Raw genomic sequence first — 26,854 nt, 5'->3', positions numbered from 1 at the left:
TGAACCCATGCTCGAATTTCCCCGCTGGAAGGTGATCTGGCTCTGGGCGCTGACGTTGGTCTGCGCCCTTGCGGCCGTGCCTTCGCTCACCTCGATGACCAACATCCAGCTGCCAGCCTCGCTGCCGCAGCCTCGGGTCAACCTCGGCCTCGACCTTGCCGGTGGCAGCCACATCCTGCTCGAAGCCGATCCTTCGCAGGTGCGCCAGCAGCGCATCGAGGGCATGGACGAGAGCGTTCGCGGCAAGCTCAAGACCGCGCAGATCCGCATCAGCGACATCTCGAACAACAATGGTGTGCTGACCTTCCTCGTCGAGGACGTGACCAAGGTCGACGCGGTGCGCGAAGCGATCCTGCCGCTGACCAACGGCGCGGGGCTGACCGGCAAGCGCGACTGGACGATCACTGTCGTGGACGGCAACCGCTTCGTTCTGACGCCGACGCAGGAAGGCGTCGACCAGGCGGTCAGCCAGGCGATGGACACCGCGGTCGAAGTCGTGCGCAAGCGCATCGACGCGCTCGGCACCAAGGAGCCGACGATCATCCGCCAGGGCGCGAACCGCATCGTGGTGCAGGTTCCGGGCCTTCAGGACCCGCAACAGCTCAAGAACCTGCTGGGCCAGACGGCGAAGCTCGAATTCAAGCTGGTCGATACCACCGCGCTGCCCTCGGACGTCGCGCGTGGCATCGCTCCTGTCGGCAGCGAGATCGTGCCTTATGCCGATGCGCGCGAAGGCACGGCTCCGGCGATCGCGGTCAAGCGGCTGGGCGGCATTCGTGGCGATGAACTGACCAACGCGCAGCAGACCAACAACCAGCAGACCAACGAACCGGTCGTCAATATCACCTTCAACACCGAAGGCGGCGCCAAGTTCGCCAAGCTGACGACGCAGAACGTGGGCAAGCCCTTCGCCATCATCCTCGACGGCAAGGTTCTTTCGGCCCCCAACATCAACGAGCCGATCCTGGGCGGCAGCGCGGTCATTTCGGGCCGCTTCACCACCGAAAGCGCCAATGCGCTCGCGATCTCGCTGCGTTCGGGCGCACTGCCGGTGGACCTGAAGGTGGTGGAAGAACGCACCGTCGGGCCCGATCTCGGCGCGGATTCGATCCGCAAGGGCATGATCGCGATGGGCGTCGGCACGCTGGCGCTCGCGGTGTTCATCCTCGTCACCTACGGCCGTTTCGGCGTTTACGCCTGCCTCGCCCTCGTCCTCAACGTGTTGATGATCCTGGGCATCATGGGCATCGTCGGCACCACGCTGACGCTGCCCGGCATCGCTGGCTTCGTGCTGACCATCGGTGCGGCGGTCGACGCCAACGTGCTGATCAACGAACGCATCCGCGAAGAGCGCCACCGCGGGCGGCGCGTGGTTGCCGCGGTGGAGATGGGCTACAAGGAAGCCAGCCGCGCGATCTTCGATGCCAACATCACCAACGTGATCGCGGCGGCGCTGATGTTCGCGTTCGGCTCGGGCCCGGTGAAGGGCTTTGCGGTCGTGCTGCTGATCGGCATCGCCACTTCGGTGTTCACCGCCGTCACGCTCACCCGCCTGTGGGTCGCCCAGTGGCTGCGCCGCGCGCGCCCGGCCGACCTGAACCTGTAAGAGGAGACGAAGGACATGAAGCTCCTCAAGCTCGTTCCCGATCACACCAACATCCACTTCCTCAAGTGGCGCGTGCCCTTCTACCTCATCAGCGTGGTGCTGATGGCGGCCAGCTGGGGCCTGGTGCTGACCAAGGGGCTGAACCTGGGTGTCGATTTTGTCGGCGGCCAGATGATCCGCGTGACCTTTGAACGCAGCCCCGAAGCCCCGGTGGGCGCGCTGCGCAACGAAGTCGCCAAGCTCGGCTATGGCGAGCCGATCATCCAGCGCTACGGCAAGCCCAACGAGATCTCGATCCGCATGAAGCTGCCCGAAGGCGCGGATCACGATGCCTCGCTGTCGGACAAGATGGCCCGCACCATCACGGCGGACGTCAAGAAGAACCACGCCGACGCGCGGATCGACGGCGTCGACTCCGTTTCGGGCAAGGTTTCCAAGGAGCTGGGCTGGGATGCCTTCAAGGCGCTCGGCTTTGCCGCGCTGGCGGTGGCGGCCTATATCTGGCTGCGCTTCGAATGGCAGTTCGGCATCGGCGCGCTGCTCAGCCTCGTCCACGACGTGACGCTGACGCTGGGGCTGTTCGCCATCACGCAGATGGAGTTCGACCTCAACATCGTGGCCGCGCTGTTGACGCTGATCGGCTATTCGCTGAACGACACGATCGTGGTCTACGACCGCATCCGCGAGAACCTGAAGAAGTTCCGCAAGATGCCGATGCCCGAACTGCTCGACCTGTCGGTCAACGAGACGCTGGCGCGCACGATCGTGACGTCGCTGTCGATGCTGATCACGCTGGTGGCGCTGCTTCTGCTGGGACCGGACGTGATCTTCGGCTTCACCGCCGCGATCACGCTGGGCATCTTCGTCGGCACCTACAGCTCGATCTACATGGCCGCGCCGATCCTGATCTGGCTGAAGGTCAATCCCAAGAGCTTCGTGCCGACCGAAACGGCGCTGGAAAAGCAGGAACGGCTCGCGCGCGAAGGCGTGTAAGCGGGCGGTTGCCGGAATTTGAAAACGGGTCGGAGGCGGGAGCTTCCGGCCCGTTTTTGTTTTGGGCGAGGGCGCGGGAAAGAAAGAAGTGGGGTTCGCGCAAAGACGCGAAGACGCAAAGAGCAAGCGCTAGCGGCGAAGCCGCCTTCCGTCCCGAACGTTGGCGCAGGCGGGATTTGCCTGCGGCGCTGACATCTTTGCGCCTTCGCGTCTTCGCGCGAAAATATCTCTTCGATCCGCGCGATCTCTGCGCGAAATCCTAGACAAGCCCACCGTAGATTTCAGCGAGCGCCGCCGCATTCGCGTCCCAGCTGAAGCGCGCGGCACTCGCCGCGACAGCATCCTGCGGGGCAGGGGCCGCCAGCACATCGGCAAGGCCTGCCGCAATGGCTTCGGGCGTGCGTTCCACGATCCGTCCGGCGGCGGGGGTGTCGAGCACTTCGCGCGCGCCGCCGATGTCGGGGATCACCAGCGGCGTGCCGCAGGCGAGCGCCTCGATCCAGGCATTGGCCAGCCCCTCGCGCTCGGAGGGCAGCACCATCGCATCGGCGGCGGCCAGCAGCACCGGCAGCGTTTCGTGATCGACCGCGCCGAGGAAGCGCACGCGTGAGGACAGGCCCAGCCGCTCGGCCAGTGCCTTGAGCGCAGGCCCTTCCGCACCATCGCCCGCAATCGCCAGCGTCACGTCGGGGGGCAGATGCGCCAGTGCCTCGATCGCCAGCGCCGTGCCCTTGACCGGCACCAGCGCGCCGACGCTCAGCACCAGCGCGCCCGTCGTGGGCAGGCCGAGCGCCGCCACCCGCGCGCGCGCCTCGACGCGGGGCAGGGGGCGAAAGCGCGCGCGGTCCAGCCCGGTATAGTGGACGTGCAGCCGCTCGCCCGGAAGGCCCAGCGCCACCATGTCGCGGCCCAGCGCCGCCGATACCGACAGCAGCGCGCCCGCCTGCCGTGCGGCGGCGCGCATCTGTTTCAGCGCGGCGTCTCGCGTGCCCCAGTAATGGATGTCCGATCCGCGCGCCTTGATCGCCAGCGGCAGGCTGAGCGCGCGGGCTACGCGCGCGGCGGCAGGACCATCTGGGTAGAAGAACTGCGCATCGACCATGTCGAAGGGGTGTTCGGCATGAAGCCTGCGCGCCAGCGGCAAGACCGCCTTCGCGATCAGCGCCGGATTGAACGCACCAGAAAGCCCCGGCAGCAGCGTGAAGCGCGGATGGTGGATGCTGACGCCGCCCGCCTCGGTCCGCGCCGGGATCGCCCGCAGCGCGGCATAGCGCTTGAGCGGCAGCGGCGGCAGGCCGATGGGGTTGATCACCGTCACCTGCCAGTCACCGCGTGCGGCCAGCGCCTCCATCTGTCGCGCGACGAAGCGCCCGAAGCCGGGGCGACCCGGCGCGGGATAGAGCGTGGCGATGGACAGCAGGCGGCGGGTCAAGACGGGATACTAGAGCCGCCGCACCAGCATTTCGGCGACGCCCAGCCACGCGGGCTGGTCGATCACCACCTGCCGCTGGCCGATGCCGGGCGGCAGCAGCGCGACGCGTCCGCTGTCATGGTCGATCATCCGTCCGAAGGCGAAGCGCCCGGCGGGGCGGGGGGCCAGCACATCGCGGTTGAGCGCGCGGGCAAACTCATCCGGCCCAACCTGGCGTAGCCATACCTGGTCGCCGGCGCGATATTCGCCCACGCTGGTTTCCACGCCGAGTACCACCACCGGCGTATCGCCATCGGGGGCGAGCGGGAACACGGCCTCGATCGGGCGGGTCAACGCCTCGGCACCTGTGGGGCCAAGCTTGGCCACCATCGCGGTCGGCCGGTCGCTTTCGGCGCCGACCAGCAGTTGCGGATCGACATCGAGCGCCGCGGCAATGCGGTTCATCCACGCCAGCGAGAGCGAGCGCATCCCGGTTTCCAGCCGCCCGATCGTCTGCGCCGTGGTCGGCGGACTGCACCGTGCCGCGACGTCGGCCAGGGTCAGTCCCTTTTGTCGGCGAATATCGCGAATACGGTTAATCATGGCACCGCGCTTTCGGGAGGGGATCGGCAGGAGCGTGCGACTTAATGCTTTCCTACAAATGACGATTTCGGGCAAGCACTTCCATCGTTCCTTTTACGTTCCTTAATTTGTTCTAAATATGGGAGTTGCGGACATGGCGCAGGTTCTCGAAGAGCGTGAATTGACCAGCGAAGGGCCGCGATTGCAGCCGGGGGTGGCGCGCGGCGTGCGCAGCGCCAAGGTCAATCTGGCGGAAAGCCCGCTGACCTGGCTCCACGCGCGCGGCCATCTCAGCGACCGGCGCTTCCTCGCAGGCGAACGGTTGCGCGCCGATTGGGAGGCCGCGCAACTCGCGCCGGTCGTGACGATGAGCTGGAATCCGGTGCGTGTGGGTCGTGGCCCGGACCGCGACCTGTCTGCCGGAGAGCGCCAGCTGGCCGCGCGGCAGCGCTTCGATTCGGCCATCGCCACGGCGGGCGCGGGGCTGTCGGACGTGCTGTGGCGGGTGGTCTGCGCGGGCGAGGGCCTGCCCTTGGCCGAACGCGCGCTGGGCTGGCCGGCGCGCAGCGGCAAGCTGGTGCTGGGCATCGCGCTCGATCGCGTGGCGGACTTCTACCGCATCCGATGAACCGTCGACCGGCATCGACAGGCGACATGTAAGTGCTTCCCCAACCGGAGGTCAGGCGGTAACGCTTGCAACCACCGGTTCGGGGAGCATCATAATGGAAAGACGTGAGTTTCTGGCCCTGTCGGGCAGCGCGGTGGCGGCTCTGGGCCTCGGCTGGCCCGCTCGTGTGCTGGCGCAGGGCAGCGCGGACGCCGCGCTTACCACCTTGCTCGACCGGATTTTCTACGACGACCTCTTGCTCAGCCCCGAACAGGCCACCAGCATGGGGCTCGACACCGGCGTCCGCGCCCAGTTGCGGTCGCGCCTGAGCGACGGCAGCCCGGCGGGACAGGCCGCGAGCGAGGCCTTCAACCGCCGTGCGCTAGCCCAGATCCAGGGTTTCGACGCCAGCGGGTTGAGCGATGCGGGCAAGCGCATCCGCGCGATCGCCGCCTACAAGTACGAACAGTCGCTCGTCGCCAAGCCGCTCGGCGTAGACGACGTGCAGTCGCCCTATCCGATCACCCAGCAGGACGGCGCCTATTTCGGCATCCCCGATTTCCTCGATAGCCAGCACCCGATCGAGACGGTCGACGATGCCGAGGCCTATCTCACCCGCCTGCGCTTCTTCCGCTTTTCGCTCGACGAACAGAGCGAGGATCAGCGGCGCAAGGCGGCGAAGGGCATCCTCGCGCCCGGCTGGTCGCTCGACCTCGCGCTCGGCCAGATGAAGAAGCTGCGCCAGAGCGCGCCCGAACAGAACGGCATGGTGCGCTCGCTGGTGAGGCGCGCGGCGGCCAAGGGCATCGCGGGCGATTGGGAGGCCCGCGCCGCGCAGATCGTTTCGGGCGAGATCTATCCCGCGCTCGATCGCCAGATCGCGCTGATCCAACGCCTGCGCCGCACCACGCGCGCGGGCGACGGCGCGTGGCGCCTGCCGCGCGGCGATGAAATCTACGCCGCCGCGCTGGCGCAGGCGACCACGACGACGATGACGCCCGAGCAGGTCCACAAGGTCGGGCTCGAACAGGTTGCGGACATCACCGCGCAGCTCGATGCGATCCTGAAGGGCGCGGGCTACACCACCGGCAGCGTCGGCGCGCGTCTTACCGCGCTCAACCACGCGCCCGACCAGCTCTATCCCGAAACCGACGAAGGCCGCGCCGCGCTGATCGCCGATCTCAACGCCGGGATTGCCTCGATGCAGGGCAAGCTGCCGCGCGCCTTCGCCGATATCCCGAGCGAAAAGCTGGAGATCCGCCGCGTGCCGGTGGAGATTCAGGATGGCGCGCCCAACGGCTATTACTATTCGGCCACGCTCGATGGGTCGCGCCCGGCGATCTACTGGATCAACCTGAAATCCACCGCCGACTGGCCGCGCTATTCGCTGCCCGCGCTGACCTATCACGAAGGCATTCCCGGCCATCACCTGCAGGGCGGCTACAGCCGCACCGGCGGGGCGCTGCCGATGATGCTCAAGGACTACTTCCTGTCGGCTTATGGCGAGGGCTGGGCGCTCTATGCCGAGCAGCTGGCCGACGAGCTGGGCGGCTACACCGGCATCGCGCGCGCGGGCTACCTGCAATCGTTCCTGTTCCGTGCGGCGCGGCTGGTGGTCGATACCGGGCTGAACCACTACAAGTGGAGCCGCGAGAAGGCGACCGACTACATGGTCGAAACGGTCGGCTTTGCGCGACCGCGCAGCCAGCGCGAGATCGAGCGCTATTGCGCCTCGATCGGGCAGGCGTGCAGCTACAAGATCGGCCACACCGCCTGGGTGCGCGCGCGCCAGAAGGCCGAAGCCGCGCTGGGCGACAAGTTCAGCCTGCCTTGGTTCCACGAGATCCTGAAGGAAGGCGTCATGCCGCTCTCGATGCTCGAAGCGCGCATCGAACAGCGCACCGCCGAGCGCCTGCGCACCGCCTGATCGCGAACACGAAGGACATATCCCATGGAACGTAGGCAATTTCTCGCCGGCACCGGCGCGCTGGGCATGGCCGCGCTGGCCCGGCCCGGCATGGCGTTCGCCGCCGGTGACGCGGACACGGCGCTGACCGCGCTGTTCGACCGCATCTTCAACGATACGCTCGCGCTCTCGCCCGAAACCGTCAGCTCGCTGGGTCTCGACAAGGCCGCGTGGGCGGGCATGAAATCCCGGCTCGACGACCGCACCGAGGCGGGCGTTGCGGCCGACGTGGCGCAGACGAAGCAGGCGCTGGCCGATCTTGCCAAGGTCGACCGCGCCGCGTTGTCGAACGCCAACCGGCTGAACCTCGATGTGGTGAACTACCAGCTCGAAACCCGGCTGGATGCGCCGCGCCTGCACGTCGATTCGGTGCAGCGGCCTTATCGCCTCTACCAGCAGGGCGGGGCGTACTTCTCGCTGCCCGATTTCCTCGACAGCCGCCACACCATCGAGACCGCCGCCGATGCCGAGGCCTACCTCGCGCGCCTCGCGCTGGTGGGCAGGGCGCTCGACGAGGACAGCGCCGAGCAGAAGGCGCAAAGCGCGCGCGGCCTCATTGCGCCGGGCTGGTCGCTCGACCTGACGCTGGGCCAGATGCAGAAGCTGCGCGCGGTGGCGGCGGGGCAGAACACGATGGTCGGCTCGCTCGTCCGCCGCACCGCGGCCAAGGGCATCGCGGGTGACTGGCAGGCGCGCGCCGAAAAGATCGTGGCAGACAGCGTCTATCCCGCGCTCGACCGCCAGATCGCGCTGGTGCAGCAGTTGCGCTCGCAGACCCCGGCGGGCGACGGCGCGTGGCGTTTGCAGAACGGCGATGCGATCTACGCCGCCGCGCTGCGGCAGGCGACCACCACCGAGTTCAGCCCTGAGCAGGTCCACCAGATCGGCCGTGAACAAGTTGCCGACCTGACCGCCAAGCTCGATGCCGTGCTCAAGGCGGCCGGCATGACCAAGGGCACGGTCGGGGAAAGGCTGGCCGCGCTCAACGCCCGTCCGGACCAGCTCTATCCCGAAACGGAAGCAGGCCGCACGGCGCTCATCGCCAGCCTCAACGCCGGCGTCGCGCGCATGACCGGCCTGCTGCCCAAGGCCTTCGCCACGCTGCCGGGCCAGCCGCTGGAGATCCGCCGCGTGCCGGTGGAGATCCAGGACGGCGCGTCTAACGGGTACTACTACCGCGCCGCACTCGATGGTTCGCGCCCGGCGATCTACTGGATCAACCTCAAGGAAGTGGGCGACTGGCCGAAATATTCGCTGCCCTCGCTGACCTACCACGAAGGCGTGCCGGGTCATCACCTGCAGATCAGCATCGCGCAGACGTCGAAGGACATCCCGATGCTGCGCAAGATCGGCGGCTTTTCGGCCTATTCCGAAGGCTGGGCGCTCTATTCCGAGCAGCTGGCCGACGAACTGGGCGGCTACGACGGGATCGAGAAGGCGGGCTACCTCCAGTCGTTCCTGTTCCGCGCCGCGCGCCTCGTCATCGACACCGGCCTGCACACCAAGCGCTGGAGCCGCGAGCAGGCGACCGACTACATGGTCGCCACCACCGGCTTCGCCCGCCCGCGCAGCCAGCGCGAGGTCGAGCGGTACTGCACGATGATCGGGCAGGCGTGCAGCTACAAGATGGGCCACATCGCGTGGGTCCGGGCGCGCGAAAAGGCGCAAGCGGCGCTGGGCGCGAAGTTCGACATCCGCCAGTTCCACGAAGTGCTGCGCGAAGGCGCGATGCCGCTTTCGATCCTCGAAAAGCGCATCGACGAACGGACCGCCGCGGCGCTGAAGGCGTAAGGATCAGGCCCCTCCTCTGACGAGGAGGGGAAGCCGATCACCCCTCGGCCATTTCCGCCAGTTCCAGCCAGCGCTCCTCGGCCGCGTCCTTGTCGGCGCGCACCTTTTCCAGCGCGGCCATCAGCGCGTCGAACTTCTTCGGGTCCTTGGCATAGAGGTCCGGGTCGGCCAGTTGCGCCTCGCCGCGCGCGATGGCGGCGTCCAGTTCCTCGATGCGCTTGGGCAGCAGTTCGTAGTCGCGCTGGTCCTTGTAGGTCAGCTTGCCCTTCTTCGGCGGCGGAGGCGGGGGAGGGGGCGTGGCCGCCTCGCTCGCACCGCCAGCCTTCGCCACCGGCTTGCCCGCCTCGCGGGCCTTGCGCATCTTCTCCCAGTCGGCATAGCCGCCCGCCACCACGTCGACCCGGCCCGAACCATCGAGGCCCAGCGTGATCGTCACCGTGCGGTCGAGGAAGTCGCGGTCGTGGCTGACGATCAGCACGGTGCCGTCGTAGTCCGCGATCACTTCCTGCAACAGATCGAGCGTTTCGAGATCGAGATCGTTGGTCGGCTCGTCGAGCACCAGCAGGTTCGACAGACGGGCGAATTCGCGGGCGAGCAGCAGGCGCGAGCGTTCCCCGCCCGAAAGCGTGCCCACGCGCGCCTCGACCAGCCCCGGATCGAACAGGAACTCCTTGAGATAGCCGTGGATGTGCTTGCGCACGCCCCGCACGTCGATCCAGTCGCTACCTTCGGCCAGCACGTCGCGCACGCGCTTGTCGGGCGCCATCAGGCTGCGCTGTTGGTCGATCACCACGCCCGACAGCGTCTTGGCGAGCGTCACCGTGCCGCTGTCGGGGGCCAGTTCGCCCGTCAGCAGCTTGAGCAGCGTCGTCTTGCCCGCCCCGTTCGCGCCGACCACGCCGATGCGGTCCTTGCGCGTGATGCGAAGCGAAAAGTCCTTGATGATCGGGCGATCGCCGAAATACTTGGTGACCTTGTCGGCGACGATCACCGCCTTGCTCTTGGCGTCGTCGTCGGTGCCGAGCGCCAACTTCGCCGTCCCTTGCGGGCTGAGCATCGCGGCGCGTTGCGCGCGCATCTCGTACAGCTTTTCCAGCCGCCCCATGTTGCGCTTGCGCCGCGCGGTGACGCCGCGTTCCAGCCAGTGCGCCTCGATCTTCAGCTTGGCGTCGAGCTTGTCCGCCGCGCGCGCTTCCTCGGCATAGACCTGCTCCATCCACGCCTCGTACCCGCCGAAGCCGATCTCCTTGCGGCGCAAGGCGCCCCGGTCGAGCCACAGCGTCGCACGCGTCAGCCGCTCGAGGAACGTACGATCGTGGCTGATCACCACGAAGGCGCCCCGGTAGCGTTGCAGCCAGTCTTCCAGCCAGTCGATCGCGGCAAGGTCGAGGTGGTTGGTCGGCTCGTCCAGCAGCAGCAGGTCCGGGTCCATCGCCAGCGCTCGGGCAAGGGCCGCGCGACGGCGCTCGCCCCCGCTCGCGCTGTCGGCCTTGCGCGTCAGGTCGATGCCGAGCTGGCCCGCGATGGCCTCCACCTCGTGCCGTTCAGGCGCATCCGGACCGGAAAGGGCAAAGTCCATCAGCGTGTCGAACCCGGTAAAGAACGGGTCCTGCTCCAGCGTCACGACCTTGATCCCCGGCTGGATCGAGCGCGTGCCCTTGTCGCCTTCGATCTGTCCGCCGATCAACTTCAACAGCGTCGACTTGCCTGCGCCGTTGCGCCCGATCAAGGCCAGCCGGTCACGCGGGCCGATGTTGATGTCGAGATCGCGAAAGAGCCAGCTGGTGCCCTGGTTCAGGCCAAGGCCCTCCCAGCTGAGAATTGGTGCTGCTGCCATAATGCGCCGCGCCTAGCCTGCGCTGTGCGGTGATGCAATCGCGCCACCGTCATATGAACCTCATGCGACGCTGGCATTCAGAACTTGTTCAATGCGCAAAGGCTAGGCATCTCCACATCATGCATCGGAAAACTCCTCTGCTCGCGGTACTGGCCGCGCTGGCGCTTTCGCCCGTCACCGCCCATGCGGAGCCACGTGGCGAACAGGACGAGGCGCGCCGCGACTTGCGCGCGGGCAACGTGCAATCGCTGCGCGACATCGAACGCCGGGTGCTGCCGACCAAGCAGGGCATGCAGTACCTTGGCCCTGAATACGACCCGACCGCCATGGCCTATCGGCTCAAGTTCATCCGCGATGGCCGCGTGGTCTTCGTCGATGTCGATGCGCGCACCGGGCGGGTGCTGGGCGAATCGCGCTGAACACCACCTTTTCGGCGCGTTTCTTGACCGTTCAGGTTCTTGGGACCATCTAGCCCCTTAACACGTTTGGCGCTGAAAGCTCCCGCACGGGGGTGCAGCGCAAGAAGGGGCAGCCGCGAATGCGTATCCTGATCGTCGAGGACGAACCGACCCTTGGGCGCCAGCTCAAGACCACGCTCGAACAGAACGGCTATGCCGTCGACTTGTCCGTCGATGGCGAGGACGGCCATTTCATGGGGTCGAGCGAGGACTATGACGCGGTGATCCTCGACCTCGGCCTGCCCGAGATCGACGGCCTGACCGTGCTGGGCATGTGGCGCAAGGAGGGGCGCAAGTTCCCCGTGCTCGTGCTCACCGCGCGCGACAGCTGGTCGGACAAGGTGGCCGGGCTCGATGCCGGGGCCGACGACTATCTCGCCAAGCCCTTCCAGACCGAGGAACTGATCGCCCGCCTGCGCGCGCTGATTCGCCGCGCTTCGGGCAACAGCTCCAGCGAGTTGATCGCGGGCGACGTGCGGCTCGACACCCGCTCGGGCCGCGTCACGCTGAACGGCGAGCCGGTCAAGCTGACCGCGCAGGAATACAAGCTGCTGTCCTACCTGCTCCACCACAAGGGCAAGGTCGTCAGCCGCACCGAACTGATCGAGCACATCTACGATCAGGACTTCGATCGTGATTCCAACACCATCGAAGTTTTCGTCACCCGCATCCGCAAGAAGCTGGGGCCTGACGTGATCACGACCATTCGCGGCCTTGGCTACAGCCTCGATGATCCCGCGCAGCCCAAGCGCGGGTGAGGGCGGGTAGCGCCACGACCGGAACGGGCGCAACGATGAGCGCCGAAACTTCGCCTGCCTCCCTCCAGGCTGACTTGCCTCGGGACACCCCGCGCGCGCCGCATACCGGCTCGCTCGCGCGGCGCATGTCGCTGATCGCGATCGCGTGGATTACGGTGCTGCTGCTGGGCGGCGGCATCGCGCTCGATCGCACGCTGTCGGGCCTTGTCGTGCGAAACTTCGATGAACAACTGGGCTACATGCTCACCGCCATGGTCGCCTCGGCCGAAATCGGGCCCGATGGCGAGGTGTTCTTCAACCGCCCGTTGGGTGACCAGCGCTTTCTCGAACCCAACTCGGGCCTTTACTGGCAGATTTCGGGGCAGGGGCACGAGGATTTCCCCTCGCGCTCGCTGTGGGATCGTACGCTCAAGCTGCACAACGATCACTTCGACAGCCAGCCGCACATCTACGATTCCGACCAGTTCGAAGGCGAACGGCTGCGCGTGATCGAACGCAGCGTGATCCTGCCGGGCAGCAACACGCTCTGGCAGTTCTCGGTCGCGGCCGGTCGGGGCGAAATCGATTCGCAGATCAGCCGGATCCGTTCAATTCTCGTCTGGTCGTTCGTGGTGCTCGGCCTCGGCCTCATCGGCATGGCCTCGCTTCAGACGTATTATGGCCTTTCCCCGTTGCGCCGCGTGCGTCGAGCCATCCAGCGCATGCGCGAAGGTGGCGCGGCGCGCGTGGACGAACCGTTGCCGCTTGAAGTCCAGCCGCTGGTGGAGGAACTGAACGGGTTGCTCGAACACTCCGAGCGGCAGGCCGAGGAAGCGCGTACCCATGCGGGCAATCTCGCCCATGCGCTCAAGACCCCGCTGACCGTGGTGATGAACGCCGCCACGGCCAAGGCCGACGATCTGGCAGACACGGTGATCCGCGAAGCCGCCGTCATGCGCCGCCAGGTCGATCACCACCTGGCCCGCGCCCGCGCCGTCGGTCGCCGCGCCACCGGCCTGTCGCGCGCGCTGGTGTGGGAAAGTGCCGAAGCGGTCGAACGTGCGGTCGCCCGGCTCTATCCGCACGTCCGCATCGACAAGGACGGCAACAAGGAAGCCTTCGTCGCGATCGAGCGGCAGGACCTCGATGAAATCCTCGGCAACCTGATCGAGAACGCGGCCAAGTACGGCGGGGGCTCCGTCTTCATCACCGTCGATGCCAACCCGCTCGATCCGAAATACTGCGACATCTGGGTCGAAGATGACGGCATGGGCATCCCCGAGGACGCGCGCGAACGCATCTTCGATCGCGGCGCGCGGCTGGATACCGGCAAGCCCGGCACCGGCCTTGGCCTCGCCATCGTGCGCGACGTGGCGGAATTGTACGGCGGCTCGGTCACCCTGGGTGAAAGCGAAGACCTGGGCGGCCTGCTGACCACGTTGCGCCTGCCACGGGCCGCCGCCGCCAGATAGTGCTCTCCTCGTCAGAGGTGTGGGAGCCTTTTTTGTTCGCGTCTTGGCGCGATCCCGTTCTTTTCTCTTTGTTCCCTGGCCGCGCCTTCAAGCCCGAGGATGCGCGCTCCGGTACACGTCCAGCAGCGTCGCTGCGTCCACCTTCGTATAGATCTGCGTCGAAGACAGGCTCGCGTGGCCGAGCAGTTCCTGCAAAGACCGCAAGTCCGCCCCCGCGCCCAGCAGGTGTGTCGCAAACGAGTGACGCAGCGCGTGCGGGGTCGCGGTAGGCGGCAGGCCCAGCACGGTGCGTGCCCGTGCGACGGCGCGCTGGATCATCGCCTGCGCCAGCGGCCCGCCTTTGGCCCCCCGAAACAACGGTTTGTCGCGCGCGAGCAGGTACGGCACCTTGGCGGCATAGTCGTCGACCGCTGCGCGTACGATCGGCAGGATCGGCACCACGCGCTGGCGGCCACCCTTGCCGGTGACGGTCAGCGTCTCGCCCAGCGGCAGCACGCTGGCGGGAAGTCCCAGCGCTTCGGCGATGCGCAGGCCCGCGCCATAGAGCAGCAGCAGCACCGCCCGGTCTCGGGCGGCAATCCACTCCTCGGCGGCGTCTTCGGCCACGGTCGCCGCCAGATTGACGGCCTCGTCGGGCGTCACCGGGCGCGGCAGGCCCTTTTTGATGCGTGGCCCGCGCACGCGTGGCGCAGCTGTATCCGCAAGGCCCGCCTGTTCGCGCGCGAAGGCGAGGAACGCCTTGAGCGCCGACAGCTCGCGGGCCGCCGATACATTGCCGATGCCATCGGCGCGGCGGCTGGCCAGCTGGTCACGCAGGGCGGGGGCCTCCAGCCGGGCGAGCGAGGCCCAGGTCTGGCCGTCGGGCAAGGCTTCCAGCAAGCGCCGGGCGGTGGCGTGATAGGCGCGCACCGTGTGGGGCGAACGTCGCCGCGCATGGACCAGATGGTCATGCCAGGCGCGCAGCATGTCGCCCCGCTCGATCATGCCACGAGGGTTTCCGGGACCAGCTCTCCCAGCAGCCCGTCGAGCACGCCCATGCCGCGTTCGGTGACGCTCAGCGTGCCGTAGGTGTCGTTCTGGTGCGTGTAGGTGTCGTTCAGGTAGCCCATCTCGCGATAGAATCGCCGCTTGGCAGGCACGATCAGGTCCGCTTCGGCAAGGCCGAACCTTGCGGCCAGTTCCACCGGGCGGATGCCCTCGGCCAGCCGCAGCCCCATCATCACCGCCTCGGCGGCCTGTTCGCGGTGGCCCAGCGGGCGCGCTTCTGCCAGGCCATGCCCTTGTTCCGAAACGGCTTTCAGGAAGTTCTCGGGCTTCTTGTGGCGCACCGTCGCCATGCCATTGCGCCGACCATGCGCGCCAGGGCCGATCCCTGCGTAATCGCCATAGCGCCAGTAGGTCAGGTTGTGCCGGCTTTCCTCGCCGGGCCGCGCATGGTTGCTCACCTCGTAGGCGGGAAGGCCCGCCGCAGTGGTCATTTCCCGTGTCATTGCAAAGAGTTCCGCCGCCGCATCATCATCCAGCGGAGCGAGCTTGCCCTCGCGCACCAGCGTCGCAAAGCGGGTGCCCGGCTCGATGGTCAGCTGGTAGAGCGACAGGTGCCCGGTGCCGAACGACAGTGCCCGCGCCAGTTCTTGCCGCCACGAATCGGGGGAATGGCCGGGGCGGGCGTAGATCAGGTCGAAACTGACCCGCGAAAAGTGCGACTGTGCCAAATCGAGAGCGGCGAGACTTTCCGCTACGGAATGCAGGCGTCCGAGAAATCCAAGGGTTGCGTCGTCGAGCGCCTGGAGCCCCAGTGAAACACGGTTGACGCCCGCCTGTGCCAGTGCGGCGAAGTTGGCCGCTTCGACCGACGAAGGGTTGGCTTCGAGCGTGATCTCGACGTTGCTCGCAAGTGACCAGTATCTGCTTGTTTCGGAGATGATTTTCTCGACGAGCGCGGGCGGCATCAGCGAAGGTGTGCCGCCGCCGAAGAAGATCGAGGTGACTTCGCGTGCCGGCATCGCCGCCGCCTCGAACGCCAGATCGGTTAGCAGCGCCTGCTCCCACGCTGCCACGTCAACCCGATCGCGAACATGACTGTTGAAGTCGCAATATGGGCATTTCCTTAGGCAGTAGGGCCAGTGTACATAGAGAGCCAACGACATCGGGCGCATCTCGTTTTCTTAACAAAGGTTTGTATTGGGAACTTCGATGGTTGCCTGGAACGGGGCGCGGTCCGCCTCGATGGGGCTTTTGCTGTTGACGGCAAATTTCGGCCCCGCCAACGCCCGGGACAATTCCGCCGTCGGCGACCCGCCAACGGCGCAGATCGCGCGCGATTCCGCCAGAGGCGACATGGTCGAGCGGCAACTGCTGGACGCGCACAACGCAGAGCGCCTGCGCCTTGGGCTGAAGCCCTTGGAATGGAGCGAAAATCTTGCCGAGGAAGCCCGCAACTGGGCAGAGCAGCTCGCCCGCATCGACGACCTTGAGCATTCCGACAATTCCGAGCGGGTCAACATCGGCGAAAACCTCTGGATGGGGTCCAAGGGCGACTTTTCCCCGCAGGAGATGGTCGACGGCTTCATCGACGAACGCAAGGATTTCACGCCCGGCACGTTCCCTGACGTGTCGGCGACGGGCGACTGGATCGATGTGGGGCATTACACCCAGCTGATCTGGCCCGATACACGCGAATTGGGCTGCGGCATCGCGCACAACCGCCAGAGCGACGTGCTGGTCTGCCGCTACTACCCGACCGGCAATGTCGAAGGCGAACGGGTGCCCTAGGCGAACTGTTCGGCGACGAGCTTCGCGAAGGCATCGGCACGGTGGCTGATCGCGTGCTTTTCGGCAGGGTCGAGCTCGGCGAACGTGCGCGTATCGCCCATGGGTACGAACACCGGGTCATAGCCGAAACCCATCGTGCCCCGCGGCGGCCACGTCAGCGTGCCCGGCGCGCGGCCTTCGTAGACCGCTTCCGTACCATCGGGCCAGGCGATCGCCAGCGTGCAGGAAAACCAGCAGTCGCGCGGCGTTTCGGGGCCCTTGCCCGCGAGCTTTCCTTCGACCTTGCCCATTGCCATGTACCAGTCGCGCCCCGGCCCACCTTCGAAGGGGGCGGCCTCGGCCCAGTCGGCCGTGTAGACGCCCGGCGCGCCATCGAGCGCCACCACGCACAGGCCGGAATCATCGGCCAGTGCGGGCAATTGCGCAGCCTGCGCCGCCGCATGCGCCTTGATCAGCGCATTTTCGGCGAAAGTCGTGCCGGTCTCTTCCGGCTCGGGCAGCCCAAGGTCCCCGGCAGCGAGGCATTCCATGCCGTAGGGCGCGAGCAGGGCCTGGATTTCCCTGAGCTTGCCCTTGTTGTGCGTGGCGATGATCAGCTTGCCGGGGGCCAGCCTGTTCACCGCGAAACGGCCTTTTCCTGCGCCGCGAAGATTTCGGTGCAGCCCATGCGGGCAAGGCGCAGCAGGCGCAGCAGGCCTTCCTCGTCGTAGGTCGCACCTTCGGCGGTCGCCTGAACTTCGGCGATGTGGCCGCCTTCGATCAGCACGAAGTTGGCGTCGGCGTCGGCCGAGGAATCCTCGATGTAGTCGAGATCGAGCACCGGGTTGCCGTTGTGGATGCCGCAGGAGATGGCGGCCACCTTGCGGGTCAGCGGGTCTTCCTTGATCGCGCCTGCATCCATCAGCTTCTGCACGGCAAGGCGCAGCGCCACCCAAGCGCCCGAGATCGAGGCGGTGCGGGTGCCGCCGTCGGCCTGGATCACGTCGCAGTCGAGCGTGATCTGGCGTTCGCCGAGCTTCTTGAGATCGGTCACGGCGCGCAAGGAACGGCCGATCAGGCGCTGGATTTCCTGCGTGCGGCCCGACTGCTTGCCCTTGGCCGCTTCGCGGCTGCCACGGGTGTGCGTGGCGCGGGGCAGCATCGAATATTCGGCCGTCACCCAGCCTTCGCCCTTGCCGCGCAGGAACGGCGGCACGCGCTCTTCGATCGAGGCGGTGACGAGCACCTTGGTATCGCCAAAGCCGATCAGCACCGAACCTTCGGCGTGCTTGGTGAAGCCGGTCTCGATCGAGATGGCGCGCATTTCATCGGCGGCACGGCCTGAAGGTCGCATGGAATATTCCCTCGGAAAAACGGTGAATGACGAATTTGGCGAAAGCCTCTGGCGCATTGCCCTTGAGCCTGCAAGGGGCGGGGCTAAATTGGAGGACGACATGACCGGCCCGACGCTCTCCGAACTCTCCGCCCGCGCGCGGGACATCTTCCGGCTGGTGGTCGAAGGCTATATCGCCAGCGGCCATCCGGTGGGGTCGAAGACGCTCGCCGGATCGGGGGCGGTCAACCTCTCGCCCGCCTCGATCCGATCGGTCTTGCAGGAATTGCAGGACGCGGGATTGCTCGCCGCGCCGCACACCAGCGCGGGCCGCTTGCCGACCGAGGTGGGCCTGCGCCTGTTCGTCGACGGCATCATGCAGGTGGCCGAACCTTCACTGGCCGATCGCGAGCAGATCGAGCGCGGATTGGCGAGCGGCGGCACGATCGAGGCGGCGCTGGCGGCTGCGACATCGGCCCTGTCGGACCTTTCTGCGGGTGCGGGCGTGATCATGGTACCGCGCCGTGAAGCGCGGCTGGTGCAGATATCGTTCGTATCGCTGGGGCCCTTGCGTGCGCTGACCGTGCTGGTGGGCGAGGACGGCAGTGTCGAGAACCGGGTGATCGACTTGCCCGCGCAGGCGTCGGCTTCGACGCTGGAGCAGGCGTCGAACTATCTCACCAGCCGGCTGGCCGGGCGCACGCTGGGCGAAGCGGCGGCGGCTATCCGGGGCGAGATCGCGGGCGGGCGTTCGGCGCTCGATGCCGTGAGTGCGGATCTGGTGCAGCGCGGGCTTGCCGTCTGGTCGTTCGACGCGGCGCAGCGCCCGGTGCTGGTGGTGCGCGGGCAGGCCAACCTGCTCGACGAAGCGGCGCTCCACGACATCGAGCGTGTGCGGCAACTGCTCGACGAACTCGAAAGCGCCGAATCCATTGCAGGCGTCCTCGATGCCGCGCGCGAGGCTGAAAGCGCGCGCATCTTCATCGGCAGCGAGAACCGGTTGTTCTCGCTTTCGGGCTCGTCCGTCATTGCCTCGCCTTGGCGCGATGGCGAGGGCCGCGTGCTCGGCGTGGTGGGGGTAATCGGGCCGACTCGGTTGAATTATGCGCGCGTCGTCCCCATGGTGGACTTCACCGCTCAGAGCTTGAGCAAACTCATCGCACAGGACGGATTTTCCAGAAAATGACCGAGAACGAGACGCGCCCGCAGGATGCCGAGGTGAAGGCCGAACTCGAGGGCGTTCCCGAGGAACTGGTGCTGGGCAGGGAAGACGAAACCGCATCGACCGTCGAACTCGACGCCGTGCGCGCCGAACTCGAAACGGCGCAGCAGGACGTGCTCTATGCCCGCGCCGAAACGCAGAACCTGCGCCGTCGCATGGAAAAGGACATCGCCGACGCGCGCGCTTATGCGGCGACGTCGTTCGCGCGCGATATCCTGTCGGTGGCGGACAACCTTTCGCGTGCGCTGGATTCGATCCCCGCAGACCTGCGCGAGGACGACAAGATGAAGAACCTCGTGACCGGGCTTGAAGCCACGGGACGCGAGATCGAGAAGGTGTTCGGTAGCCACGGCATCGTGCGCATCGCCGCCAAGGGGCTGCCGCTCGACCCGCACCAGCATCAGGCGATGCTGGAAATCCCCTCGGCCGATGTCGAGCCGGGCGTGGTGATCCAGGAACTGCAGGCGGGCTACATGATCAAGGACCGCCTGCTGCGGCCCGCGATGGTGGCGGTGGCCAAGAAGCCGGATTGATCGGAAGGGCTGCGCGGGAACCAGCGCGCCCGTCTACTCGTAGTCCTTGTGCATGGGGGCTGCGAGGAGAACCAAGATGGCTTCGAAATTGTGGATTCCGGTGGTCGCGGGCGCTTTGGCGCTCGGCGGCTGCGCCAGCAACTATGCGGGCGAGGGCGCGCTGGCCGGTGGTGCGGGTGGCGCGCTGATCGGCGCTGCGACGGGCGGCGATGTCGCCACGGGCGCCGCGATCGGTGCGGCAGCGGGCGGCGCGGTGGGCGCGCTGATCAAGAAGAACGGTCGCTGCTATCGCCGCGACAGCAACGGATACGAATATCGCGTGCGGTGCTAGGACGCCTCTGTCGAGGCGTTGGGCTGGGGCGTTCGCGGCTTTTCGGCTGCTGCCCTCAGTCTCGCGGCCAGAGTCTTGGCTTGCTGGGCAAGTTCCTCCAGCGAACTGGCCGTGAACAATCGTGCGGTGGAGCCGAGCTTGGTCGTCTCGCGAATGTTGACGAACGCCGCGATCGTCAGGTCCGGGGCCTTTAGCACCGACAGCGTGCCGTGAACCAGATCGTGCCGCAGCGGGAGGATTGCCTCGATTTCCGGCAGTACTTCATGGACAGTAGCGCGCTGCTTTTTCGAGTAGTTCGAACTCGCGGCCACGGCTTTTAGCCGCTTGATCTTCTGGGAAATCAGTTCGCTGTCGTGGCCGGGGCAAAGCCTCGCATTGATGGCCGAGACTTCGAATTCGATTGCAACAAAGGCGTCGATGCACTGGCTGCGGCGAAGGTGAAGTTGCAAGTCGGTATCAATCGCGCTCATGATGAGCATACTACGGAAATCATCTCAACTATTCGTAAACGGTATTAGGCGAGCGAATGCTTCGTGAGACGGAGCGTGGTCGTGCCTGAATCCGTGCCGTGCCAAAAACCAATGCCGCACGATCTCTGCCTGCTGTTCGATGCCATAGGCTCCGAACGGTTTGCCGGGCACGAAGCGATAGTCGTAGCGGCAGAAGGGGTGGCGCATCAGTGGCAGCCACCAGCGGCCTCTTTGCTGGGTCTGCCAGACGTGGACCATCTCGTGGATGAACAGCCCTTGCAGCGATAGTGGCGCGAGCGCGAAGTCTTCGCGCCAGTGCGGGCCGCGGGGGTGGAAATGGATGTGGCCCATCGGGGCCATCACCGTGCCGCGCGGCTGGAAGGGGAAGAACCGGCGGCGTTTCAGGCGGACCGGCTCCAGCGCGATGGCTTCGCCGAACACGCTGCACACGAGCGCGCATTCGCCGGGCGTCAGCGCGCGTTCGGAATTGTCGGCCATCCTCACATCTTCATGGCATGATCGCCCATGGCATCACCGCCGCCCACGCCTTCGACCTTGGCCGAGACGCTGACCTTGTCGCCGTTGTCGAGCGTGACCGTCAGTTCCGCCGTGCCGCCCGCTTTCACCGTGTCGGCCAGCCCGAACAGCATGACGTGGTAGCCGCCGGGCGCGAACTGGACGGTCTTGCCGGGTTCGAGCGCCACTTCGCTGACCGCGCCCATGGTCGAAACGCCGTTCTTCATGGCGCTTTCGTGCATTTCGGCGCGCTCGACGCCATCGACGTGGATGGCGGCCACCTTGCGCGGTGCGCCCGATCCTTGCGCGATGGTGAAATAGGCGACGCCGGGGTTGCCCGGAACGGCGGGCAGGCGCACCGTGGCGTCGGAAACGGTGATGCCGGGCGCGGCCTCCGGGCCTGCCGCAGCGGGAGCCGATGCGGTCGCATCAGGAGCCTGCGCGGGCTTTTCGCTGCATGCCGCCAGCGCAAGGACAATAGCTGAGCCAAGGGCCGAGCCAAGGGCAAGATACTGGGCGCGCATAGGTTTCCACTCCATTCGAAAGAGAGTTCCTGACCTAGTGCGGCCGAGCCCTTGTGCCAAGTCGAAGCGCACCTATATCGCCCCTCGTCGGAGCCGCACAACGCCGCCCGCCCGGCAGGGGGGCGACAGGTCTCGCGGTGTCTCTTTTGGAAGGAATTGGGGAAACCATGGCTAAAGTTATCGGTATCGACCTTGGCACGACCAACAGCTGCGTCGCGGTCATGGATGGGGGCACGCCCAAGGTCATCGAGAATTCCGAAGGCGCGCGCACGACGCCTTCCATCGTCGCCTTCACCAAGGACGGCGAACGTCTGATCGGTCAGCCGGCCAAGCGCCAGGCGGTCACGAACCCGGACAACACCATTTTCGCGGTCAAGCGTCTGATCGGCCGTCGCTACGACGATCCGCTGACCCAGAAGGACATGAGCCTCGTCCCCTATTCGATCGCCAAGGGCAAGAACGGCGATGCGTGGGTGACGGCCGGTGGGCAGGACTACAGCCCGTCGCAGATCTCGGCCTTCACGCTGCAGAAGATGAAGGAAACCGCCGAGAGCTATCTTGGCGAGACGGTCACGCAGGCGGTCATCACCGTTCCGGCCTACTTCAACGACGCGCAGCGCCAGGCGACCAAGGACGCCGGGCAGATTGCGGGCCTCGAAGTGCTGCGCATCATCAACGAGCCGACTGCGGCGGCGCTGGCCTATGGCCTCGACAAGCAGGACGGCAAGACGATCGCGGTCTATGACCTTGGCGGCGGCACCTTCGACATCTCCGTGCTGGAAATCGGCGACGGCGTGTTCGAGGTGAAGTCGACCAACGGCGACACGTTCCTCGGCGGTGAAGACTTCGATACGGTCGTGGTCGAATACCTGGCCGACAAGTTCAAGGCCAAGGAGAACATGGACCTGCGCGGCGACAAGCTCGCCCTGCAGCGCCTGAAGGAAGCGGCGGAAAAGGCGAAGATCGAACTGTCTTCGGCCCAGACCACCGAGATCAACCTTCCGTTCATCACCGCGCGCATGGAAGGTGGCAGCACCACCCCGCTGCACCTCGTCGAAACGATCACCCGCGCCGACCTTGAAAAGCTGGTGGCGGGCCTGATCCAGCGCACGCTGGAGCCTTGCAAGAAGGCGCTGGCCGATGCCGGCGTCACCGCCAAGGACATCGATGACGTCGTGCTCGTGGGCGGCATGACCCGCATGCCGCGCGTGCGTGAAGTGGTGAAGGAGTTCTTCGGCAAGGAACCGCACACCGGCGTGAACCCGGACGAAGTCGTCGCCATGGGGGCGGCGATTCAGGCCGGCGTGCTGCAGGGCGACGTCAAGGACGTGCTGCTGCTCGACGTGACCCCGCTGTCGCTGGGCATCGAGACGCTGGGCGGCATCATGACCCGGATGATCGACCGCAACACCACGATCCCGACCAAGAAGAGCCAGGTCTATTCGACTGCCGAGGATAACCAGCAGGCGGTGACGATCCGGGTCTTCCAGGGCGAGCGCGAGATGGCGCAGGACAACAAGCTGCTCGGCCAGTTCGACCTCGTCGGCATTCCGCCGGCGCGGCGCGGGGTTCCGCAGATCGAGGTGACCTTCGACATCGACGCCAACGGCATCGTGAACGTCAGCGCCAAGGACAAGGGCACCGGCAAGGAGCAGCAGATCCGCATCCAGGCCTCGGGTGGTCTTTCGGACGCCGACATCGACCAGATGGTGCGCGATGCCGAGAAGTTCGCCGAAGAGGACAAGAAGCGTCGCGCCGACGCCGAGGCGAAGAACAACGCCGAAAGCCTCGTCCACGCGACCGAGCGCCAGCTCGAAGAAAACGGCGACAAGATCGACGCTACGCTGAAGGGCGAGATCGAAGCCGCCATCGCCGACGCCAAGAAGGCCATCGAAGGCGGCAACGCCGACGACATGAACGCCAAGACCCAGGCGCTCACGGAAAAGGCCATGAAGATGGGCCAGGCGATCTACGAGAAGGAGCAGGCCGCTTCTTCGGCTCCGGGCGGCGACGCACCCAAGGCCGATGACGATGTGGTCGATGCCGAGTTCTCGGAAGTCGACGATACCAAGTGATGTTGCGATGAAACCAGCCCGCCGCTCGCGTCAGATCCGTGGGCGGCGGGTTGTCTATGCAGGGAACCGCAATGTCGGCCGAGATTGATTTCTACGAGCTGCTCGAGGTCGAGCGCACCGCGGACGACAAGACGCTCAAGTCCGCCTATCGCAAGCTCGCCATGAAGTTCCACCCGGACAAGAATCCGGGATGTGCCGAGAGCGAGGCGAAGTTCAAGCAGATCAACGAGGCGTACGGCTGCCTCTCAGATCCCCAGAAGCGCGCGGCCTATGACCGTTATGGCCATGCTGCGTTCCAGCAAGGCGGTACAGGCGGCGGTGGCGGATTCGGCGGCGGCGACTTCGGCGATCTCGGCGATATCTTCGAAAGCATCTTCGGCGGCGGGTTCGGCGGCGGACGTCAGCAGGCCCGCCGTGGCGCGGACTTGCGCTACGACATGGAGATCAGTCTCGAAGACGCCTTCCATGGCAAACAGGCCGAAATCGCGGTCGAAATTTCGCAGAAGTGCGAACCGTGCGAGGGTTCGGGCGCGCAGCCGGGCACGTCGGCGCGGCGCTGCAACTTGTGCGGCGGGCATGGCAAGGTCCGTGCGCAGCAGGGCTTTTTCATGGTCGAACGGCCGTGCCCCACCTGCCACGGCCGGGGCGAGGTGATCGAAAAGCCGTGCAAGCATTGCCGGGGCGAAGGCCGCGTCGATGCCGAGCAGAAGCTTGAAGTCACGATTCCGCCGGGCGTCGACAACGGCACGCGCATTCGCCTTGCCGGAAAGGGCGAGGCGGGGCCGTTCGGTGCGCCGCCGGGCGATCTCTACATCTTCCTCCACATCAAGCGGCACCGCGTGTTCGAACGGGAAGGCACGACATTGCTCACCCGCGCGCCGATCAGCTTCACCACGGCGGCGCTGGGCGGCTCGATCGAGATTCCCGGCCTCGATGGCGAACGCCACCAGATCGACATTCCGGCTGGCATCCAGTCAGGCAAGCAGTTGCGCAAGCGCGGCGCCGGGATGCCGGTGCTGCAGGCGCGTGGCGCAGGTGATCTGGTGATCGAGATCCAGGTCGAAACGCCGTCGAAGCTTTCTGCGCGCCAGAAGGAACTGCTGCGCGAATTCCAGGCGACCGAAACCGGGGAGGAATGCCCGCAATCCAAGGGCTTTTTCGAACGCATCAAGGACGTGTGGAGCGACCTGACCGAATAAGCGTCAGGCGTCCGCGAAAGCGGCGCGCACTTCGCGTTCGATCCCTTCGACAAGGCCCGGCTCGGCAACGAGGCGGGCCTTTTCTTCGTCGAGGATCGCCAGGAACGCATCGCGCTTGAACCGGCGCACGACATCGTTCGGCAGCGTGGGTTCGACCGTCGAGGCGATCAGGTCGATCATGCGCTCGGCCCCGTGCAGGCGGCCCCACAGGTAGTCGTTTTCGCGATAGGCGCGGCTGAAGAACGCGCCGAAGTTGAAGAATTCCACCCCGCGCAGGCAGGCGAAGGTACCGCCCGGCCGGATCGAGGTGGCATCGTCGGGCGAGATGCGATCGACCTTGACCGGATCGAACTCGCCCAGGCCTTCGCCCTGCAGCAACGGCAGCGTGGCCACGTCGTAGAACGGAAAGCCCAGATAGGCGTGGAGAAAGCGTCGCCGCAGCGGCTTGCTCATCGCTTCGAGCGCGGCGACGATCATCGCGTCGACCTGAAGGTCGATACCCATCAGGTCGCGTCGCGCGGCGATGGCGGCCAGGACGGCGGCGGGATCGGAGGTGGCGACGGCGGCGGTCTCGGTAAATCCGGGGCCAAGGCCCGCAACCGTCTCGCGCCCCTGATAAAGCGCCTGCGCGCGGTAGACCATGTCGCGCGCCGCTTCGCGATCGGCGGGGGCGACGCCTTCGGCCTCGTCCCAGTCGTAGGTCAGGCGGCGCGCGAGCAGCTTGAGGCGGCGGATACGGAAGGACAGGTCGTGGCTGCGAAAGAAGGCGATCGCGTCTGCCCGCGCCCCGCCGCGCAGTTCGGCGAGGTGGTCGAGCCCTTGCGCGGACAGGTGTCGCCACAGCGCCGATTCCACGGCGGGACGCGTGGCGGCGTCCGGCGCGGCTTCGCAGACCAGTTCGGCAAGGTCGGACACGATCCCGGCCAGCTTGACCTGCGCATAGCCGTGAAAGGCGAAGCCTGCCTGTTCGGCGGCGGCTTGCTGCGCCTTGTTGCGCCAGCCGGTCAGCCGTTTGAGCGTGGGGGAATCGAAGAACAGCGTGTAGCCGAACAGCTTTTCCACCGCGTCCTCGATCTCGGGCCGCAAGGCATCGACGATCGCGCGCATCCGCCCCCGCTCGCGCGATTGCTGCTCCAGGGCTTCGAGGTTGTCGCGGATCGGCTGTTCGCGCGGGATCGAGGAGAGGGAGCCGAAAATCGCCGAGAAGAAGCCGACCGTCGCGCCGCCCTTGGGCGCGATGCGCATGTGGTCGGGGCTTGGGTCGATATAGACGAAACGGCGGTCGACCTCGCGCTGTGCGGGGCGGTCGCGCAGCACGCCCATGGCCTGCGCGAAGGGACGATTGACCAGCACCGCACCATCGACGAGCGCGGCCCCGTCGATATGCCCGCGCTTCCAGCGGCTGGGCATGATCCGGCGCAGGAACGCTTCGCGGCCCGGCCAGCCGAGCCCGCGTTCATCGACCAGCTGGTCGATCTCGGCCACGGTCAGCGGCGGAAAAGCGCCGGGAAAGCTTGCAGTGGCGCGCGCGGCGAAGACCATGTCGGGGCAGGGCGCAAGGTCGTGTGTGCCGGGGCCGCCTGCAGCGCGGCGGAAGGCGATGGCGAGGCGGTGTTCGCTTTCCACCACTTGCGCCGGGCTGTTGAGCCGCAGTTCCTCGAGGTGGCCGTTGAAATCGGTCGCCGTCACCAACAAGTCGAGCGGGTGGCCTTCGGGCAGTACCGGCCCGCCGTCCGCACCGGCCGTTGCCATGGCGTCCAATGCCTCGGCGATCAGGCGTGAAAAGCCGATTCCGCTGAACGGCGGGGCGAACCAGCGGGCCCGGATCAGGCGCGAGACCTTGCGCCGCACTTCAGAGCGCGTGCCCTCGGCCACCGTGCGCGAGACCACGTTGCCCGGCCATTTCAGCACGAACCACACGATCGGCTGCGCCCAGAACTTGGCGAAGCGCCCCCACGGCTTGGCGTCGGGATCGAGCAGCACGTCGATGTCGGCGCGTTCGAGCCATAGCGTGGTCAGTGGTTCAAGGCTCTGCCCCGTCGCCAGCGCCTGTCCCAGAAACACGCCGTTGATGCCCCCCGCGCTCGCGCCCGAGATGATGTCGGGCAGGAGGCGCAGCTTCATGCCCCGCAGGTCGTGCGCGGCTTCGAACAGGCCGCGATAGACGGCTTCGACGCCGGTCGAGCGGGGCTCCTGATCCGGTGCCGGGCGATGGAAGGCACGGCTGGCGCGGGTCGCGCGCCACAACTCCTTGGTCACGCCATGCATGTAGACGGCAAGGCTGATTCCGCCATAGCAGACCAGCGCGATGCGAAGTTCCTTTTGCCGCATCGGTACAGCATGACAGGCCCGGGCGCGCCTTGCCAGTAGGCATGGCGGAACAAGCGGGCCTCGCAGGCATTTTCCGGGCAAGCTGAAATTGTTCTGAAAGGTGCCA

The 26,854-nt window shown here is 66.6% G+C and carries 25 protein-coding genes; 14 read left to right on the top strand and 11 right to left on the bottom strand.

Annotation, left to right across the window (positions count from 1 at the left end):
- Nucleotides 1-7 precede the first annotated feature (7 nt).
- On the top strand, nt 8-1,606 hold the full coding sequence (gene secD, locus K3A84_RS03260; protein ID WP_225007842.1) for a protein translocase subunit SecD: 1,599 nt from the start codon (nt 8-10) through the stop codon (nt 1,604-1,606).
- Between the two features lie 15 nt (nt 1,607-1,621).
- Entirely contained in the window at nt 1,622-2,599 is a 978-nt protein-coding gene (gene secF, locus K3A84_RS03255; RefSeq protein WP_225007840.1) for a protein translocase subunit SecF, read from the top strand.
- A 259-nt stretch (nt 2,600-2,858) separates the two neighbouring features.
- Here secF and K3A84_RS03250 read toward each other — a convergent pair whose 3' ends face one another.
- Together K3A84_RS03250 and K3A84_RS03245 are read right to left on the bottom strand one after the other, a co-directional pair.
- Nucleotides 2,859-4,031, bottom strand: a complete 1,173-nt coding sequence (locus K3A84_RS03250; protein WP_225007838.1) for a glycosyltransferase — start codon at nt 4,029-4,031, stop codon at nt 2,859-2,861.
- Between the two features lie 9 nt (nt 4,032-4,040).
- Nucleotides 4,041-4,613, bottom strand: a complete 573-nt coding sequence (locus K3A84_RS03245; RefSeq protein WP_225007837.1) for a helix-turn-helix domain-containing protein — start codon at nt 4,611-4,613, stop codon at nt 4,041-4,043.
- A gap of 133 nt (nt 4,614-4,746) precedes the next feature.
- Between K3A84_RS03245 and K3A84_RS03240 the strand changes: the two genes are divergently transcribed.
- From K3A84_RS03240 to K3A84_RS03230, 3 genes are all read left to right on the top strand, one after another.
- Nucleotides 4,747-5,220 carry a DUF6456 domain-containing protein gene (locus tag K3A84_RS03240; RefSeq protein ID WP_225007835.1) on the top strand — a complete coding sequence of 158 codons (474 nt, stop codon included), beginning with the start codon at nt 4,747-4,749 and terminating at the stop codon, nt 5,218-5,220.
- 94 nt (nt 5,221-5,314) lie between these two features.
- Nucleotides 5,315-7,126, top strand: a complete 1,812-nt coding sequence (locus tag K3A84_RS03235; RefSeq protein WP_225007833.1) for a DUF885 domain-containing protein — start codon at nt 5,315-5,317, stop codon at nt 7,124-7,126.
- 24 nt (nt 7,127-7,150) lie between these two features.
- On the top strand, nt 7,151-8,956 hold the full coding sequence (locus K3A84_RS03230; protein WP_225007831.1) for a DUF885 domain-containing protein: 1,806 nt from the start codon (nt 7,151-7,153) through the stop codon (nt 8,954-8,956).
- Nucleotides 8,957-8,993: 37 nt separating this feature from the next.
- On the opposite strand, the gene K3A84_RS03225 is transcribed toward K3A84_RS03230, so the two are convergent.
- Nucleotides 8,994-10,793, bottom strand: a complete 1,800-nt coding sequence (locus K3A84_RS03225) for an ABC-F family ATP-binding cassette domain-containing protein (RefSeq protein WP_225007829.1) — start codon at nt 10,791-10,793, stop codon at nt 8,994-8,996.
- A gap of 119 nt (nt 10,794-10,912) precedes the next feature.
- Here K3A84_RS03225 and K3A84_RS03220 point away from each other — a divergent pair, with 119 nt between their 5' ends.
- The 3 genes from K3A84_RS03220 to K3A84_RS03210 all read left to right on the top strand — a co-directional run bounded on the left by K3A84_RS03220 (nt 10,913) and on the right by K3A84_RS03210 (nt 13,460).
- The gene (locus K3A84_RS03220; RefSeq protein ID WP_225007827.1) at nt 10,913-11,212 is read left to right on the top strand and encodes a PepSY domain-containing protein; all 300 of its coding nucleotides are present in this window, start codon (nt 10,913-10,915) and stop codon (nt 11,210-11,212) included.
- Between the two features lie 119 nt (nt 11,213-11,331).
- Nucleotides 11,332-12,009: a response regulator transcription factor gene (locus tag K3A84_RS03215; protein ID WP_225007824.1), complete on the top strand. Its 678-nt coding sequence runs from the start codon at nt 11,332-11,334 to the stop codon at nt 12,007-12,009.
- Nucleotides 12,010-12,044: 35 nt separating this feature from the next.
- Nucleotides 12,045-13,460 carry a sensor histidine kinase gene (locus K3A84_RS03210; RefSeq protein WP_404823095.1) on the top strand — a complete coding sequence of 472 codons (1,416 nt, stop codon included), beginning with the start codon at nt 12,045-12,047 and terminating at the stop codon, nt 13,458-13,460.
- Nucleotides 13,461-13,547: 87 nt separating this feature from the next.
- Here the strand turns inward: K3A84_RS03210 and K3A84_RS03205 are convergent, their stop codons facing one another.
- Both K3A84_RS03205 and hemW read right to left on the bottom strand, forming a co-directional pair.
- Nucleotides 13,548-14,444 (bottom strand): tyrosine recombinase XerC, encoded by an 897-nt coding sequence (locus K3A84_RS03205; RefSeq protein ID WP_225007822.1) that lies wholly within the window; start codon nt 14,442-14,444, stop codon nt 13,548-13,550.
- Nucleotides 14,441-15,610, bottom strand: a complete 1,170-nt coding sequence (gene hemW / locus K3A84_RS03200) for a radical SAM family heme chaperone HemW (RefSeq protein ID WP_225007819.1) — start codon at nt 15,608-15,610, stop codon at nt 14,441-14,443. Before hemW ends, K3A84_RS03205 begins: the two co-directional genes overlap by 4 nt.
- A 94-nt stretch (nt 15,611-15,704) precedes the next feature.
- Here hemW and K3A84_RS03195 point away from each other — a divergent pair, with 94 nt between their 5' ends.
- Nucleotides 15,705-16,235, top strand: a complete 531-nt coding sequence (locus K3A84_RS03195; RefSeq protein WP_225007815.1) for a CAP family protein — start codon at nt 15,705-15,707, stop codon at nt 16,233-16,235.
- Here the strand turns inward: K3A84_RS03195 and rdgB are convergent.
- Nucleotides 16,232-16,855 carry an RdgB/HAM1 family non-canonical purine NTP pyrophosphatase gene (rdgB, locus tag K3A84_RS03190; RefSeq protein WP_225007812.1) on the bottom strand — a complete coding sequence of 208 codons (624 nt, stop codon included), beginning with the start codon at nt 16,853-16,855 and terminating at the stop codon, nt 16,232-16,234. The genes K3A84_RS03195 and rdgB overlap by 4 nt on opposite strands.
- On the bottom strand, nt 16,852-17,568 hold the full coding sequence (gene rph / locus K3A84_RS03185; protein WP_225007807.1) for a ribonuclease PH: 717 nt from the start codon (nt 17,566-17,568) through the stop codon (nt 16,852-16,854). Before rph ends, rdgB begins: the two co-directional genes overlap by 4 nt.
- 100 nt (nt 17,569-17,668) lie before the next feature.
- Between rph and hrcA the strand changes: the two genes are divergently transcribed.
- From hrcA to K3A84_RS03170, 3 genes are all read left to right on the top strand, one after another.
- Complete coding sequence (hrcA, locus tag K3A84_RS03180) at nt 17,669-18,733, top strand: heat-inducible transcriptional repressor HrcA (protein ID WP_225007802.1); 1,065 nt, start codon at nt 17,669-17,671, stop codon at nt 18,731-18,733.
- Nucleotides 18,730-19,302 carry a nucleotide exchange factor GrpE gene (locus K3A84_RS03175; protein WP_225007799.1) on the top strand — a complete coding sequence of 191 codons (573 nt, stop codon included), beginning with the start codon at nt 18,730-18,732 and terminating at the stop codon, nt 19,300-19,302. Before hrcA ends, K3A84_RS03175 begins: the two co-directional genes overlap by 4 nt.
- Nucleotides 19,303-19,378: 76 nt before the next feature.
- Nucleotides 19,379-19,633: a glycine zipper domain-containing protein gene (locus tag K3A84_RS03170; RefSeq protein ID WP_225007796.1), complete on the top strand. Its 255-nt coding sequence runs from the start codon at nt 19,379-19,381 to the stop codon at nt 19,631-19,633.
- Here K3A84_RS03170 and K3A84_RS03165 read toward each other — a convergent pair.
- From K3A84_RS03165 to K3A84_RS03155, 3 genes are read right to left on the bottom strand one after another with little or no spacing between them, the layout of a single operon-like run.
- Entirely contained in the window at nt 19,630-20,103 is a 474-nt protein-coding gene (locus K3A84_RS03165) for a hypothetical protein (protein ID WP_225007792.1), read from the bottom strand. The two genes, K3A84_RS03170 and K3A84_RS03165, sit on opposite strands and share 4 nt — an antisense overlap.
- A 24-nt stretch (nt 20,104-20,127) precedes the next feature.
- Complete coding sequence (locus K3A84_RS03160; protein WP_225007789.1) at nt 20,128-20,601, bottom strand: vgr related protein; 474 nt, start codon at nt 20,599-20,601, stop codon at nt 20,128-20,130.
- A gap of 2 nt (nt 20,602-20,603) precedes the next feature.
- Nucleotides 20,604-21,143, bottom strand: coding sequence for a copper chaperone PCu(A)C (locus K3A84_RS03155; protein WP_225007786.1), 540 nt, complete (start codon nt 21,141-21,143; stop codon nt 20,604-20,606).
- Nucleotides 21,144-21,310: 167 nt separating this feature from the next.
- Between K3A84_RS03155 and dnaK the strand changes: the two genes are divergently transcribed.
- Together dnaK and dnaJ are read left to right on the top strand one after the other, a co-directional pair.
- Entirely contained in the window at nt 21,311-23,218 is a 1,908-nt protein-coding gene (gene dnaK, locus K3A84_RS03150) for a molecular chaperone DnaK (protein ID WP_225007784.1), read from the top strand.
- Nucleotides 23,219-23,289: 71 nt separating this feature from the next.
- Nucleotides 23,290-24,417, top strand: a complete 1,128-nt coding sequence (gene dnaJ / locus K3A84_RS03145) for a molecular chaperone DnaJ (RefSeq protein WP_225007782.1) — start codon at nt 23,290-23,292, stop codon at nt 24,415-24,417.
- A 3-nt stretch (nt 24,418-24,420) separates the two neighbouring features.
- On the opposite strand, the gene K3A84_RS03140 is transcribed toward dnaJ, so the two are convergent.
- Nucleotides 24,421-26,748 carry a patatin-like protein gene (locus tag K3A84_RS03140; protein ID WP_225007780.1) on the bottom strand — a complete coding sequence of 776 codons (2,328 nt, stop codon included), beginning with the start codon at nt 26,746-26,748 and terminating at the stop codon, nt 24,421-24,423.
- Nucleotides 26,749-26,854: the final 106 nt, after the last annotated feature.

It is taken from the genome of Novosphingobium percolationis (assembly GCF_020179425.1).
Classification (GTDB): Bacteria; Pseudomonadota; Alphaproteobacteria; order Sphingomonadales; family Sphingomonadaceae; genus Novosphingobium; species Novosphingobium percolationis.
Note: the sequence above shows the minus strand (reverse complement) of the source record. Positions and strands in the feature narration are given on the sequence as shown.